The organism is Sulfitobacter sp. 1A13679 (genome assembly GCF_043557115.1).
Lineage (GTDB): Bacteria > Pseudomonadota > Alphaproteobacteria > Rhodobacterales > Rhodobacteraceae > Sulfitobacter > Sulfitobacter faviae.
In genome coordinates this window covers 12,904-27,050 of sequence record NZ_JBIFFO010000009.1, presented here as the reverse complement: position 1 = coordinate 27,050, position 14,147 = coordinate 12,904, and the positions used below count along the sequence as shown (strand labels likewise).

At 64.7% G+C, this 14,147-nt stretch carries 13 protein-coding genes; 11 read left to right on the top strand and 2 right to left on the bottom strand.

Going from position 1 to position 14,147, the window contains the following annotated elements; translation table 11 throughout:
- Nucleotides 1–4 precede the first annotated feature (4 nt).
- The 3 genes from ACGYLA_RS08810 to ACGYLA_RS08800 are packed head-to-tail and all read left to right on the top strand — an operon-like array spanning nt 5 to nt 2,477.
- On the top strand, nt 5–1,342 hold the full coding sequence (locus ACGYLA_RS08810; protein WP_394431931.1) for an amidase: 1,338 nt from the start codon (nt 5–7) through the stop codon (nt 1,340–1,342).
- A 10-nt stretch (nt 1,343–1,352) separates the two neighbouring features.
- The gene (locus ACGYLA_RS08805; protein ID WP_209217120.1) at nt 1,353–1,514 is read left to right on the top strand and encodes a hypothetical protein; all 162 of its coding nucleotides are present in this window, start codon (nt 1,353–1,355) and stop codon (nt 1,512–1,514) included.
- Between the two features lie 3 nt (nt 1,515–1,517).
- Nucleotides 1,518–2,477: a 2-hydroxyacid dehydrogenase gene (locus tag ACGYLA_RS08800; protein ID WP_394431928.1), complete on the top strand. Its 960-nt coding sequence runs from the start codon at nt 1,518–1,520 to the stop codon at nt 2,475–2,477.
- Nucleotides 2,478–2,490: 13 nt separating this feature from the next.
- Here ACGYLA_RS08800 and ACGYLA_RS08795 read toward each other — a convergent pair whose 3' ends face one another.
- Both ACGYLA_RS08795 and ACGYLA_RS08790 read right to left on the bottom strand, forming a co-directional pair.
- Nucleotides 2,491–3,423: a DMT family transporter gene (locus ACGYLA_RS08795; RefSeq protein WP_394431926.1), complete on the bottom strand. Its 933-nt coding sequence runs from the start codon at nt 3,421–3,423 to the stop codon at nt 2,491–2,493.
- A gap of 21 nt (nt 3,424–3,444) precedes the next feature.
- Nucleotides 3,445–3,978 (bottom strand): TetR/AcrR family transcriptional regulator, encoded by a 534-nt coding sequence (locus ACGYLA_RS08790; RefSeq protein ID WP_394431924.1) that lies wholly within the window; start codon nt 3,976–3,978, stop codon nt 3,445–3,447.
- 87 nt (nt 3,979–4,065) lie between these two features.
- On the opposite strand from ACGYLA_RS08790, the gene ACGYLA_RS08785 reads away from it, so the two are divergent.
- The 8 genes from ACGYLA_RS08785 (at nt 4,066) to ACGYLA_RS08750 (ending at nt 14,067) form a co-directional block, all read left to right on the top strand.
- Entirely contained in the window at nt 4,066–5,136 is a 1,071-nt protein-coding gene (locus tag ACGYLA_RS08785) for an alcohol dehydrogenase family protein (RefSeq protein WP_394431922.1), read from the top strand.
- Nucleotides 5,137–5,334: 198 nt separating this feature from the next.
- The gene (locus ACGYLA_RS08780; RefSeq protein WP_394432090.1) at nt 5,335–6,462 is read left to right on the top strand and encodes an ROK family protein; all 1,128 of its coding nucleotides are present in this window, start codon (nt 5,335–5,337) and stop codon (nt 6,460–6,462) included.
- Nucleotides 6,463–6,465: 3 nt separating this feature from the next.
- Nucleotides 6,466–7,392, top strand: coding sequence for a carbohydrate kinase (locus tag ACGYLA_RS08775; RefSeq protein ID WP_394431920.1), 927 nt, complete (start codon nt 6,466–6,468; stop codon nt 7,390–7,392).
- A gap of 149 nt (nt 7,393–7,541) precedes the next feature.
- Nucleotides 7,542–9,005, top strand: coding sequence for a glucose-6-phosphate dehydrogenase (gene zwf / locus ACGYLA_RS08770; protein WP_394431918.1), 1,464 nt, complete (start codon nt 7,542–7,544; stop codon nt 9,003–9,005).
- Nucleotides 9,002–10,810, top strand: coding sequence for a phosphogluconate dehydratase (gene edd / locus ACGYLA_RS08765; protein WP_394431916.1), 1,809 nt, complete (start codon nt 9,002–9,004; stop codon nt 10,808–10,810). Before zwf ends, edd begins: the two co-directional genes overlap by 4 nt.
- A gap of 3 nt (nt 10,811–10,813) precedes the next feature.
- Nucleotides 10,814–11,467 carry a bifunctional 4-hydroxy-2-oxoglutarate aldolase/2-dehydro-3-deoxy-phosphogluconate aldolase gene (gene eda / locus ACGYLA_RS08760; protein WP_394412395.1) on the top strand — a complete coding sequence of 218 codons (654 nt, stop codon included), beginning with the start codon at nt 10,814–10,816 and terminating at the stop codon, nt 11,465–11,467.
- Nucleotides 11,468–11,615: 148 nt separating this feature from the next.
- Nucleotides 11,616–12,647: a LacI family DNA-binding transcriptional regulator gene (locus ACGYLA_RS08755; protein ID WP_394431914.1), complete on the top strand. Its 1,032-nt coding sequence runs from the start codon at nt 11,616–11,618 to the stop codon at nt 12,645–12,647.
- A 115-nt stretch (nt 12,648–12,762) separates the two neighbouring features.
- Nucleotides 12,763–14,067, top strand: a complete 1,305-nt coding sequence (locus tag ACGYLA_RS08750; RefSeq protein ID WP_136720473.1) for a sugar ABC transporter substrate-binding protein — start codon at nt 12,763–12,765, stop codon at nt 14,065–14,067.
- The last annotated feature ends 80 nt before the right edge of the window (nt 14,068–14,147 follow it).

The window sequence follows — 14,147 nt, the reverse complement described above, 5'->3', positions numbered from 1 at the left end:
AAGGATGACCGCCGCAGCAGCGCTTGGCGTGGTTGAGCTGCGGGACCGTTTGGCGACCGGCGCATTGGATGCGCTGGCGCTGGTGGAAAGCTACATCGCGCGGATCGAAGCGCGCGAGGAGGTCGTGGGCGCTTGGGCGTGGTTCGACCCCGAGTTTGCCCGTGCGCAGGCCCGAACGCTCGACAATCATCGCCGGGCGGGCAGGCCGCTGGGGCGGCTGCACGGGCTGCCGGTGGGGCTGAAAGACGTGATCGACACGCGCAGCATCCCCACCGAAAACGGCGCGGCGCAGGACAAGGGGCGCGTGCCGCTGCGCGATGCTTTCATTGTCGAGCGGCTCAAGGCCGAAGGCGCGATCATCATGGGCAAGACGGTCACCACCGAACTGGCCTTCATGCATCCGAACAAGACCACCAATCCGCATAATCCGGCGCATAGCCCCGGCGGTTCGTCCCAAGGGTCGGCGGCGGCGGTGGCGGATGGGATGGTGCCCTTGGCCATTGGCACGCAAACCGGCGGGTCGGTGATCCGACCTGCGTCCTATTGCGGGGTCACCGGGTTCAAACCAACCTTCGGCGCGATCCCGCGCCGGGGGGTGCTGACGCAATCGCCCTCGCTCGACACCATTGGCGTCTTTGCCAGCGATCCCGCCGGGGCCGCGCTGCTGGCCGAGGTGCTGTTTGGCCATGACCCCGAAGACCGCGCGACCGAGCTTGCCCCGACCCCCGCGCTTTTGGCCGAGGCGAGCAGCGCGCCGCCGATCCCGCCGGTTTTCGGCTTTGTCCGCCCGCCGGGGTGGGAGGATGCCGATCCGCAGCTTCACGCCGCCTTCGAGGAATTGGTTGCGGCCCTTGGCGATCAGGCTTTCGAGATGCCCCTGCCGCCGGTCTTTAGCGAGGCCGCCGAGGCGCGCAAACGCATCAACTTTGCGGAGATGGCCTATCACTTCTACCACTATCTGCGCGACGGGGCCGAGCTGCTCTCACCCGTGGCGCGGGAGGCGATGGAGGCGGGCAACAAGGTGCTGGCCCGCGATTACCAATCGGCCCGTGACCTGCCCAAAGTGCTGACCGCCGCGCTGGAAGAGCTGCTGACCCGTTGCGATGTGCTGCTTTGTCCCGCGGCCACCGGCCCCGCGCCGCGTGGGTTGGAGACCACCGGCGATCCGATTTTCAACGGTCTTTGGACGCTTTGCGGCAGCCCCTGTGTGACCCTGCCGTTGATGACCTCGGAAGAGGGCTTGCCGATGGGGGTGCAACTGGTCGGCGGTCACGGTCAAGACGGGCGTCTGATGCGCAGCGCCCAATGGCTTTTCGACTGGGCCGATGGTGCAACTGAATGAGGATGAGACCATGAACCGCCTACTTGCCCTGCTCGCCTTTACCGCGATTGCGGTGTTTTTGCTGATCCTCGCCGTAGAGGTGCCCAGCATCGACCTGATCATCATCGTCGCGGTGACGCTGGCCTTCGTGGCCTATGACTTTTTCACCTCCAGCCGGAAAGATCGGGACTGAGCCATGGGTAAACCCGTCATCTGGATCACACGGCAACTGTCAGAAGCCGCGCTCGACCGCGCCCGGCGGGATTACGAAGTGATCTGGAACCCCGCCGACAAGCCCGGCAGCGCCGAGGACATCATCGCGATGAGCGCGCGGGTCGATGGGATGATCCCCTGTCATTCCGAGCATTTCAGCGCCGATGTGGTGGCCCGGCTCGACCCGCGGCTCAAGATCATCGCGAACCATTCCGTGGGCGTCGATCACTGCGATCTGCCCAGCCTCAAGGCGCGGGGGATCGTGGTGACGAACACGCCCGGTGTTTTGTCGGATGCCACGGCGGAACTGGCGCTGATGTTGATGCTGGGGGCGGCCCGTCACGCGGTTGCCGGGGACCAGCTGGTGCGCAGCGGGCAGTGGCAGTCGTGGTCGCCTGCGATGCTGGTGGGAAAACAGCTTTCCGGCGCGCGGCTTGGCATCATCGGGATGGGCGGCGTGGGCCGGGCCTTTGCCCGCAAGGCGCGGGGGCTGGACATGGAAATACATTACCACAACCGCCGCCGTCTGGACCCGGAGGCGGAGGTGGGCGCGACCTATCACGCCGAGTTGGACGACTTGCTGGCGGTCTCTGACTTTCTCTCGCTGCACTGCCCCGCCACGTCTGAGACGGTGGGCCTCATGAACGCCGCGCGCTTGGCGCGGTTGCCCAAGGGCTGCGTGATCGTGAATACCGCGCGGGGCAATCTGGTGGATGAGGCGGCGCTGCTCGACGCGCTCACCTCGGGCCATGTCGGCGCGGCGGGGTTGGATTGCTTCGTGACCGAGCCGGGCGGCAACCCGGCCTTTGCGGCCCATGATAACGTGATGATGATGCCCCATGTCGGCAGCGCCACCGTGGCCACCCGTGATGCGATGGGTTTCAAGGCGCTGGACAATCTCGACCATTTTTTCCGGGGCGAGACGCCGCCGGATCAGCTTTAGCGGCAGCGGCCCTTTAGGTGGCGCGTGGCGGCGGGGCAGGTGTGTGCCGCCGCAGCCGTCGGGGGGCGGGCAGGGTGATGATGGCCAAACAGCCGATCACCAGCGCCACGCCGACCCAGCCCTGCGGGGGCAGGCGTTCGCCCACGATGACCACGGCCAGCACCGCCGCAACGACCGGCTCGAACAAGGTGATCACGGTGGCCGTGCTCGCCTCCACCCGGGCGAGGCCGTAGCCGAAGGCGATATAGCCCAAAAACATCGGCACGGCGGCCATATAGAGCCCCACCGCGGCGTTGGTCCAAGAGGCCAGAAACGCCCCGCCCGAGACCGCCAGCACCGGCATCAGCAACAGCCCGCCCAGCCCAAAGGTCGCCCCCATGGCCACGGAAGAGCGGGTGCCTTGCAGCATCATCCGGCGCGCGCTCCACGAATAGAGCGCGTAGGTGAAGCCGCCGATCAGCCCCAGCAAAACGCCCAGAGGGACGGAAGGCGCGCTTACCGCGCTGCCATGGGCATCGCCTTCGGCTAGGCAAATCAGCCCCATGCCGATCAGCCCGACCGCCGCGCCGAAGGACCAGCGCAGGGTCAGGCGTCGGCCATCCAACAGGTATTCGATCAGCGCCGAGAGCAGCGGGGCGGAGCCGATGGTGATGACCGTGCCCACCGTTACCCCCGCCAGCCGCATCGCGCCGTAAAAGGCCAGCGGATAGACCGCCACGGCAAGCGCCCCGATGACCAGCAGGCGACGCTGTTGCCAGAGCCGCCGCCGTTGGTTCAGGATGCCCCGCCCGGCCCAGAGGGCCTGTGCGATCCCGCCCAGCCCCATGGCCGCAGCACCAATGGCGGCAGCGCTGACCCCGGGGGCGAAGGTCGCGGCGGTGCCGGTGGTGCCCCAGACCACGGCGGCGAAAAGGATAGCGATCACGCCCCAGCGGTGGCCCTGCATCTTGAAAACGTCCCTAGCATGTCATTGGTGCTGGTGCGCATCGCGCAGCAGCGTTTTGGCCAAATGCTGCGCGGCGGTCACGGCCTGCGCCCCGCGCAGCGGCCAAGTCTGAGTGAGCCCTTCGAGGATCAACAGCAACTCGGTCTCCGCACCCGGCAGATCGGCGGCTGCGGCGGCCTTGGCCGCGACCTCGGCCTTATGGCGTGAGAGCAAGGCGTGCAGTTTTTCGCTGCCGGGGTCGGCGGCGACGGCGGCGTGGAACAGGCAGCCGTGCGAGGTTTCCGTTTCCATCCACTGCCCGACGCGGGCCAGAATTGTCTCAAGCGCCTCGGTCGGGGTTTCGGGCAGATTGCCGAAGACCAGCGCCAGATAGCGTTGTTGCCGGTTCTCTAGTGCCGCCAGCACCATTTCGGCGCGCGAGGGGGTGTATTTGTAGAGCGTGCGCAGGCTCACCCCGGCCGCATCGCGCAGGTCTTCGACGCTGGGTTCGGCAAAGCCGCGCGTGGCAAAGGCGCGTTCCAGCCCGGCGGCGATCTTGCTTTTGGTATCTATCATGCTTGACGATGTAGAGGGATCGCTCTACCTACGCAAGTAGAGCAGTCATTCTACATTTGACAATCCTACCCTGAAGGAGCCCGCGCGATGACACTACCAGAGACCATGAAAGCCATGCTGCTGACCGGCCACGGCGGCTTGGACAAGCTAGAATGGCGCGAAGATGTCGCGGTGCCAAAGCCCGCCGCCGGAGAGGTTCTGGTCCGCGTCGGCGCGGCGGCGGTGAACAACACGGATGTGAACACGCGCACGGGCTGGTATTCCAAAGCGGTGCGCGGCGACACTGGTTCGGCGGCGAGCGAAGGCTACGACGGCGCGTCGGACGCCGATGGCGGCTGGGCTGGTGCCTTGAGCTTCCCGCGCATCCAAGGGGCCGATTGCTGCGGAGAGGTCGTGGCCGTGGGCGCGGGTGTCGATCAAGGCCGCATCGGCGAGCGGGTTTTGATCCGGCCCATGTACAGCCCGGCGGGCGCGGGGCCGGACGATCTGGTCACCTTCGGATCGGAGCGGGACGGCGGTTTTGCGGAATATGCAACCGCCGAGGCCAGCAATGCCCTGCGGGTCGACAGCCCCCTCACGGACCTCGAACTCGCTTCCTTTCCCTGCGCCTTTTCGACCGCCGAAGGCATGATCCAGCGCGCGGGTTTGGGGGCAGAGCGTGTGTTGATCACCGGTGCCTCTGGCGGTGTCGGCTCGGCGGCGGTGCAACTGGCGAAACGGCGCGGCGCGCATGTGACGGCGGTGACCAGCCCTAGCAAGATGGAGGCGCTCAAGGCACTTGGCGCGGATGAAACGCTGGGTCGAGATGCCGAGTTGCCGCAGGACGCTTATGATGTGGTGCTCGACCTCGTGGGCGGGGCGCGTTGGCCCAAGCTGCTCGACGCGCTTGTGACGCGCGGACGCTATGTGACCTCGGGCGCGATTGCCGGGCCGATCGTAGAGTTGGACCTGCGCACGCTCTACCTCAAGGACCTGACCCTGATGGGCAGCACGCGGCAAGAGCCAAGCGTTTTTGCCGATCTGGTGGGCTATATCGAACGCGGGGAAATCCGGCCTGTCGTGGCGGAAACCTATGCGCTGCGCGATCTGAAGCAGGCGCAGGAGGCCTTCATCGAAAAGTCCCATATGGGGAAAATTGGGATCACTGTCGCAGATTAACCGCAAAAGCGGGCCGCTTGCCTTTGGGCGGTCGGCCCTTCAGCGCGCAATAAGTCAATCAGATTGATTTAAGCGTTGACTCACCTCCTCCCATCTGGGATTTCTCCGGTGAAACGCCGCATGAACCGGGGGGAGGCCAGTTTGCAGCAGCTACAGACCGTCGCCGACCGCGCCGCGCGCGGCTCGAACCAGAGCGGGATGCGGGCTTATAACGAACGGCTGGTCCTGTCGCTCATCCGGCGCAGCGGGCCGACGTCCAAGGCAGAGGTTGCCCGGCTCACGGGCCTCTCGGCGCAGACCGTATCCGTCATCATGCGCGCCCTCGAAGCCGAGGGTCTGCTGAAGAAAGGCGCGCGGGTGCGGGGCCGGGTGGGGCAGCCATCGGTGCCGATCAGCCTGAACGCCGAGGGCGCGTTTTTTCTGGGGCTAAAGGTCGGGCGGCGCAGCGTCGAATTGATCCTGACCGATTTCGAAGGGCAGGTGACCCGCCACAGCAGCGAGACCTACGCCCATCCCACGCCCGATGCGGTCATGGCCTTTGCCGCGCGCGCTTTGCGGGACGCGCTTGCCTCCCTCTCCGTCGAGCAGCAGGCGCGGGTGGCCGGGCTGGGCGTGGCCCTGCCGTTTGGCATCTGGGAATGGGAAGTCGCGGGCGGCGATCTGAGCGCGTGGCAGACCTTTGATATCGGAGTGGCTTTGGCGGAACTGGTCGATCTGCCGATCTATATCTGCAATGACACCTCTGCTGCCTGCGGCGCGGAACTGGTCTTTGGCGCGCAGGACAAGCCGCGTGATTTCCTCTATTTCTACATCGGCTATTTCGTCGGCGGCGGGCTGGTGCTGGACAGCAAGCTCTACACCGGCAAAAGCGGCAATGCCGGGGCGCTCGGCTCCATGCCGTTGGCCGGGGATGCGGCGCGGCAATTGGTCAATGTGGCCTCTTTGGCGACTTTGGAGGGCGCCTTGCAAAAGGCCGGAGAGACCCGCCGCACCCCTTGGAGCGATCCGGCGGCCTGGGGCTTTGGCGACGACATCTTGCACCCATGGCTCGACAGCACGACCGAGGCATTGGCGCAGGCGATCCGGGCCGCCACATGTTTGATTGATTTCGACACAGTGATGATCGACGGGTCGGTGCCCGCAGAGGTTCGTGCCGAATTGGTCGCCCGCACCCGCCGCCACCTCGCCGCCCGGCCCCTCCCGGGCGTCACCCTTCCCGAATTGCGCGAAGGCACCGTCGGCAGCGACGCCCGCGCGCTCGGCGCGGCGAGCCTGCCGCTTTCGGACCGTTTCCTCGTCGACCGTGACGCATTTTTGAAAGGCTGACAGATGATCCTTTGCTGCGGAGAAGCCCTGATCGATATGATCCCGACCCCGACCAAGGCAGGCCCCGATGGCTTTGTGCCCCATGCGGGCGGGGCGGTGTTCAACACGGCCATCGCATTGGGGCGGCTCGGCGCGCAGGTGGGGATGCTCTCGGGCCTGTCGTCGGACATGTTCGGGCGGCAGTTGGTCGACGGGTTGAAGGTAAGCCATGTGGATGTGTCGCATGTTGTCCTGTCCGACCGTCCGACGACGCTGGCCTTCGTGCGGCTGGTGGGCGGCCATGCGACTTATGATTTCTACGACGAAAACTCGGCGGGTCGCATGATCACGCCGGAGGATATGCCTGCGCTTTCGAGCGAGGTTTCGGCGCTGTATTTTGGCGGGATCAGTTTGGCCTGCGAGCCGGGAGCGGACGCCTATGCCGATCTGCTGGCGCGCAACGCCGAGGGCCGCGCGGTGATGATCGACCCCAACATCCGCCCCGGTTTCATCAAGGATATCGAACGTTATCGCCAAAGGCTCGACCGGATGCTGGCGCTGTCGGATATCGTGAAAGTGTCGGATGAGGATCTGAACTGGATCAACCCCGCGCCGCTGTCGCTGCGTGACAAGGTGGGCGAGTTGCTAAAGAAGGGCCCATCGGTTGTCATTCTGACCCGCGGGGGCGAGGGGGCGACGGGCTATCTGGCGAATGGCGAAGAGGTGCAAGTGCCCGCCGTCAAAGCCGAAATCGTCGATACGGTCGGCGCGGGCGACACGTTCAATGCAGGCGTTCTGGCCAAGATGTCCGAGCTTGGGCAATTGCATAAATCTGCGCTTGCCACCCTTGCGCCAGAGGTGCTTTCCGAAGCGCTGGCCTATGGCGCGCGGGTTGCCGCCGTGACCGTTTCGCGGGCCGGGGCGAACCCGCCTTGGGTAGAGGAAATATGAAATGTTGAAGAACCGCCTATCTTTTTCGCTCAAATATGTTAGCGCTACCAGTGGCCGCCCGGAGGAGGGCGCGAAGGGGGTGGTGATGGCTTTGGGCAATCGAAAACAGGGTGCCATAGCGCACCTGCGCAGGCAGGAGGGCTGACCCCATGGTATCGCGCGTAATCCCCGTTGATCCTTTCGACCTCGTTATTTTCGGCGCGACCGGCGATCTTGCCCGGCGCAAGATTCTGCCCGGTCTGTTCCACCGCTTCACCGTCGGCCAGATGCCGGAAGCCGCGCGGATTGTCGGCGCGGCCCGTTCCGAGCTTGATGCCGACACTTTTCGAAAGTTGATCCGCGACAGCCTGCTGGAGTTCGCCCCCAAGCTGGCCCAAGAGGGTGCCGCTTTGGAGCGGTTCCTTGGCATGGTGCATTACGTGCGCGTGGATGCCTCTGGCGATGCCGGCTGGGCGGATCTCAAAGACCTGATGCGTGATGATGTCGTGCGGGCCTTCTACCTCTCGGTCTCGCCGTCGCTCTTCGGCACGATTGGTGGCAAGCTGCATGACCACGGCATCGCCACAGCCGAGAGCCGCATCGTCGTCGAAAAGCCCTTTGGCCATGATCTGGAAACCGCGCAGGCGCTGAACGCCGACTTGCGTGCCAACTTCGACGAAAGCCAGATTTACCGGATCGACCATTACCTTGGCAAAGAGACGGTGCAGAACCTCATGGCGCTGCGTTTCGCCAATGCGCTTTGGGAGCCGCTGTGGAATTCCACCCATATCGACCATGTGCAGATCACCGTGTCCGAGAGCCTCGGTGTCGAAGGGCGGGGCGAATACTACGATAAATCGGGTGCCATGCGCGACATGGTGCAGAACCACCTGATGCAACTGCTGTGTCTGACGGCGATGGAGCCGCCCTCGCGCTTTGATCCCAACGCGGTGCGCGATGAGAAGGTGAAGGTGATTGAGGCGCTGGAGCCTGTGGCGCAGAAGGATATCGCCCGGGGCCAGTACCGCGCCGCCAATGGCGCGGGCAGCTATCGCGACCATGCGGGCGACCCCGACAGCCGCACCGAAAGCTTTGTCGCGATGAAGGTGAGGATCGCCAATTGGCGGTGGGCGGGCACACCCTTCTACCTGCGCACGGGCAAAAAGCTGCGCGGGCGCAGTTCCGAGATCGCGGTGATCTTCCGCGACCCGCCGCATATGATCTTCCCCGCGACGGAAGGCCACAAGGGCAACGCGCTGATCATCCGGTTGCAACCGGATGAGGGCATCACCCTGCGCAACACCATCAAAGACCCCGGCCCCGGCGGCATGCGTCTGGCCGAAGTGGCGCTGGATATGACCTTTGCCGATGCCTTGGGCGAGCAGGGCACCCCGCAGGACGCCTATGAGCGGCTGATCATGGATGTGATCCGAGGCGATCAAACGCTCTTCATGCGCGGGGACGAGGTCGAAGCCGCTTGGGCTTGGGCCGATCCGATCATTCACGGCTGGGAAGAGACCCGGCAACCCCCGTACCCCTATGACCCCGGCAGCTCCGGCCCCGAAGAGGCGCTGATGCTGATGCACCGCGACGGCCGCCGCTGGCGCGAGATCACACGAAAGGACGAGACATGACCCTGCATTCCACGATTGACCGCGTCACCGACCGTATCATCGCCCGCAGCGAGGCGACCCGGCGGCCCTACCTCGACCGGATGGAAGCCGCCCGCGCCAAGGGTCCGGCCCGCGCGCATCTGTCTTGTAGCGGGCAGGCCCATGCCTATGCCGCCTCTGGCGCGGATAAGGACCGGCTGGCGACCACCAGCGCGGGCAACCTCGGGATCGTGACGACCTATAATGACATGCTCTCGGCCCACCAGCCGTTCGAGCGCTACCCCGATCTGATCCGCGACGCCGTGCGTGCGGCGGGCGGCACTGCGCAAGTGGCGGGCGGGGTGCCCGCCATGTGCGACGGGGTGACCCAAGGCGAGGCGGGGATGGAACTGTCGCTTTTCTCGCGCGATGTGATCGCCTTGGCGGCGTCGGTCGCACTTAGCCACAACACCTTCGACGCGGCGGTTTTCCTTGGGGTTTGCGACAAGATCGTGCCGGGGCTGGTGATCGCGGCGCAGGCGTTCGGGCATCTGCCTGCCGTCTTCCTGCCCGCCGGGCCGATGGAAAGCGGGCTGTCGAACGACGAGAAAGCCAAGGTACGCCAGCAGTTCGCCGCGGGCGAAGTCGGGCGCGACGCGCTGATGGCCGCCGAAATGGCCGCCTATCACGGGCCGGGCACTTGCACCTTTTACGGCACCGCCAACACCAATCAGATGCTGATGGAGTTCATGGGGCTACACCTGCCGGGGGCGAGCTTCGTGCCGCCGAACGGGTCTTTGCGCGATGCGCTGACCCAAGAAGGCGCGAAACGCGCGCTGGCGCTGAGCGCTTTGGGCAATGATTATACCCCCGTCGCCTCGGTTCTGGATGAAAAGGCCTTTGTGAACGGGATCGTCGGGCTCAACGCCACGGGCGGGTCGACCAACCTGCTGATCCACCTCATCGCCATGGCGCGGGCCGGGGGGATTATTCTGGATTGGGAGGATTTCTCGGACATCTCCGATGTCACGCCGCTGCTGGCGCGAGTCTATCCCAACGGTCTGGCGGATGTGAACCATTTCCACGCCGCCGGGGGCTTGGGCTATATGATCGGCGAATTGCTCAACTCCGGCCATCTGCACCCCGACACCCAGACCGTCGCCGGACAGGGGTTGGAGCATTACACCGCCGAGCCGAAGCTGAAGGCCGAGGGGCTGGTTTGGGAGACGGGCGCAGGCGAGAGCCTGAACGAGAAAATCCTCCGCCCCGCCAGCGATCCATTCCAGCTCACGGGCGGGCTGCGCCGCATGGCCGGGTCGCTCGGCACCGCCTGTATGAAGGTCTCTGCCGTGGCGCCCGAACATCACGTTATCGAAGCCCCGGCGCGAGTCTTTGCGGATCAGAACGAGGTGAAGGCGGCCTTCAAGGCGGGCGAATTGACCGGCGATCTGGTCGTCGTCGTCCGCTTCCAAGGGCCCAAGGCCAACGGCATGCCCGAGTTGCACAGCCTGACGCCGCTTCTGTCGATCTTGCAGGGGCGCGGACAGAAAGTGGCGCTGGTCACCGATGGGCGCATGTCGGGGGCTTCGGGCAAGGTGCCTGCGGCGATCCACGTCAGCCCCGAGGCGGTCGACGGTGGCCCCATCGCGCGGGTGCAGGATGGCGATTTGCTGCGGGTTGATGCCGTGGCAGGGACGCTCGACGTGCTGGCCGAAGGGTTCGATGACCGTCCCAACGTCACCGCTGATCTTTCTGCTTATCATGCCGGGACGGGGCGCGAGTTGTTCGCTATGTTCCGCGACACCGTCGGTTCTGCTACCACCGGCGCAACCATTTTTGGAGGCTGATCCATGACCCTTACTGCAAAAGACGCCAGCCGTCGCACCCGCGAAATCTGTGCGCTTGCCCCGATCGTGCCCGTGTTGGTGATCGAAGATGTCGCCGACGCCCGGCCCTTGGCCGAGGCACTGATCGCCGGGGGGCTGCCTGCGTTGGAGGTGACTCTGCGCACCCCTGCCGCACTCGACGCGATTGCCGCCATGGCTGAGGTCGCGGGCGGCCATGTGGGGGCGGGCACGCTGGTCACCCCCGAAGATGTGCGTGCAGCGAAACGGGCGGGGGCGACCTTTGGCGTCTCGCCCGGTGCCACCGATGCGTTGATCGCGGCCTGCGAAGAGGAAGAGCTTCCCCTCTTGCCCGGCGCCGCCACGGCGAGCGAGGCGATGCAGTTGTTCGCGCGCGGCTATGACATGCTGAAGTTCTTCCCCGCCGAAGCTTCGGGTGGCGCGCCTGCGCTCAAGGCCATTGGCGCGCCCCTGCCGCAGATCACCTTCTGCCCGACAGGCGGTGTCAGCCCCGACAATGCGGAAAGCTACTTGAGCCTGCCCAACGTGCTTTGCGCAGGCGGCAGTTGGGTCGCGCCGAAGAAGCTGATCGATGCCGGAGACTGGGCCGGGATCGAAGCGCTGGCCCGCGCCGCAGCGCAATTGGGCAAGGCCGGTTAACCCCGGAAGAGGGCCAGGCGCGGGCTTTCCGTTGCACCCCAGAGGGCCGCGGAAAGCCTGACGCCACCAAACCCTTGCTGGCTGGGCGAACTTATCTCTATATTGACTTTAGTTTACGCGCGCAGCGTTTCGTCAAGGGAGGGTTAAGATGGGCCAGCAGAAGATCCGCAATATGGAGGAGTTTGCCGCTGTGAGCGGCATTTCGCGGCCCACCCTGTCGAAATACTTCAATGATGCCGACAGCGTGCGGCGCTCGACCCGCGAACGGATCGAGGCGGCACTGAGCCAGTATGACTATCGCCCCAATGTCTATGCGGTGAACCAGAACCGCCGCAAAACCCGCAACATCGGCGTGGTCGTGCCCAACCTCGCCGACCCGTTCTTTTCCGAGATCGGCCGCGAGGTGGAACTGGCCTGTCTGGCCGAGGGCTATAGCCCGATCTTGCTCAGCTCGCATGGCAACCCGGCGCAGGAGCGCGCCAATCTCGACTCGCTTCGGGCGCTGAAACCGGCGGGCGTGCTGCTGGCGCCCTTCGGCAAAGCCTCGGACCGTGACGAGATCGCGCGCTTTTGCAAGGACGTGCCCGTGGTGGCCTTTGACGCCAATGTCGAAGGGGTTTGCGAGGCTTTCGTCGGCACCGACAACTTCCAAAGCGTTGATTTGATCGTCGAATACCTCTGCCGCAGTGGCGAGCCGCCCTGTTTTTTCGAGATGAAGACGCCGAGCAATCCCAACGCCAACAAGCGCCGCCAAGCCTATCTGGAGGCGATGGAGCGGCACGGCTTTGCGCCGCATATCCATCAGGTGCCGGGGGAGGGCTGGAATTTCGAAGAGATCGGCGCGACCGAGGGTGGCAAGCTGATCTCGGCGGGGGCGTTCGAGACGGATACGGTGCTTTGCTCGAACGACCGTCTGGCCATCGGGATGCTCTCGGCGGCCTATGGGATGGGGCTGCGGGTAGGGCATGGCAAGGATTGCGCCATGCGGATCGCGGGGCAGGACGACCACCCGTTTTCGCGCTATACCTGCCCGCCGCTGACCACCATCGCGCAGGATTACGAGGCCATCGCGAATCGTGCCGCCAGTACCCTGTTTCGCATCATCGAAAGCGAAACCCGCCTGGCCGAGCGCGAAGAGACGCTATTTGACGGCAAGCTGGTGATGCGTGCCTCTGCCTAAGCCATTGAGTTCGCAAGTTGCTCAGAAAATAGTTATCGCGCGTAAAATTTAATTTGACTGCGCGTTGCGTAGGTCGTTAGTCTCGGTTCATCATCTATAGAGGGAGGAACTATCGATGTTCTGCGATAAATCACTTTACGCCGCGACGGCCTTGGGCCTGATCATGGCGGGCGGCGCGGTTGCCGAGACGATCACCATCGCCACCGTCAACAACGGCGACATGATCCGCATGCAAGGCTACACCGACAAATTCACCGAAGAGACCGGCCACGAAGTGGAGTGGGTCACCTTGGAAGAGAACGTCCTGCGCCAGCGCGTCACCACCGACATCTCGACCAAGGGTGGCTCTTTCGACATCATGACCATCGGCATGTATGAGACGCCGATCTGGGGTGCGAACGGCTGGCTGGTGCCGCTGGACGACCTCAGCGAAGAATACGACGCAGACGATATCCTGCCCGCTATGGCCGGTGGCCTGAGCCACGACGGCACGCTTTATGCGGCACCGTTCTACGGCGAAAGCTCCATGATCATGTACCGCACCGATCTGATGGAAAAAGCCGGCATGGAAATGCCGAAAGACCCGACATGGGAATTCATCCGCGAAGCCGCCGCCGCCATGACCGATCGTGAGAACGACATCAACGGCATCTGCCTGCGCGGCAAGGCCGGTTGGGGCGAGGGCGGTGCGCTGATCACGGCGATGTCCAACTCCTTTGGCGCACGCTGGTTCGACGAAGACTGGAACGCCCAGTTCGACACCGAGGCATGGGCCAACACGATTAACTTCTACAAAGACCTGATGGATGAAAGCGGCCCGGCGGGCTATGCCTCCAACGGCTTCAACGAGAACCTCTCGCTGTTCCAGCAGGGCAAATGCGGCATGTGGATCGACGCCACCGTGGCGGCCTCTTTCGTGACCAACCCCGAGGATTCCACCGTGGCCGACAAGGTGGGCTTTGCGCTGGCGCCGGACACGGGCCTTGGCAAACGCTCCAACTGGCTCTGGGCATGGGCGCTGGCAATCCCGGCGGGCACTCAGAAAGAAGATGCCGCGAAAGAGTTCATCGAATGGGCCACTTCGAAAGACTATATCGAAATGGTCGCCGAGAACGAAGGCTGGGCGAACGTCCCTCCCGGTGCGCGCAAGTCGCTTTACGAGAACCCCGAGTACCAGAAAGTGCCCTTCGCGCAGATGACGCTCGACTCGATCCTTTCGGCCGATCCTGAGAACTCCACCGTCGATCCGACTCCTTATGTCGGTGTGCAATTCGCCGCGATCCCCGAGTTTGCAGGCATCGCGACCGACGTGAGCCAAGAGTTCTCTGCCGCCTATGCCGGTCAGCAGACCGTCGAAGAGGCGCTTGAGAAGGCCCAAGACCTGACCAACGACGCAATGGAAGCCGCAGGCTACCGTTAAGCCGCCGCTTCCACGGCTCAAAGGGCGGCGACCACCGCCGCCCTTTTCCGCCCCACCACCCGATATGATACCCTTCACCT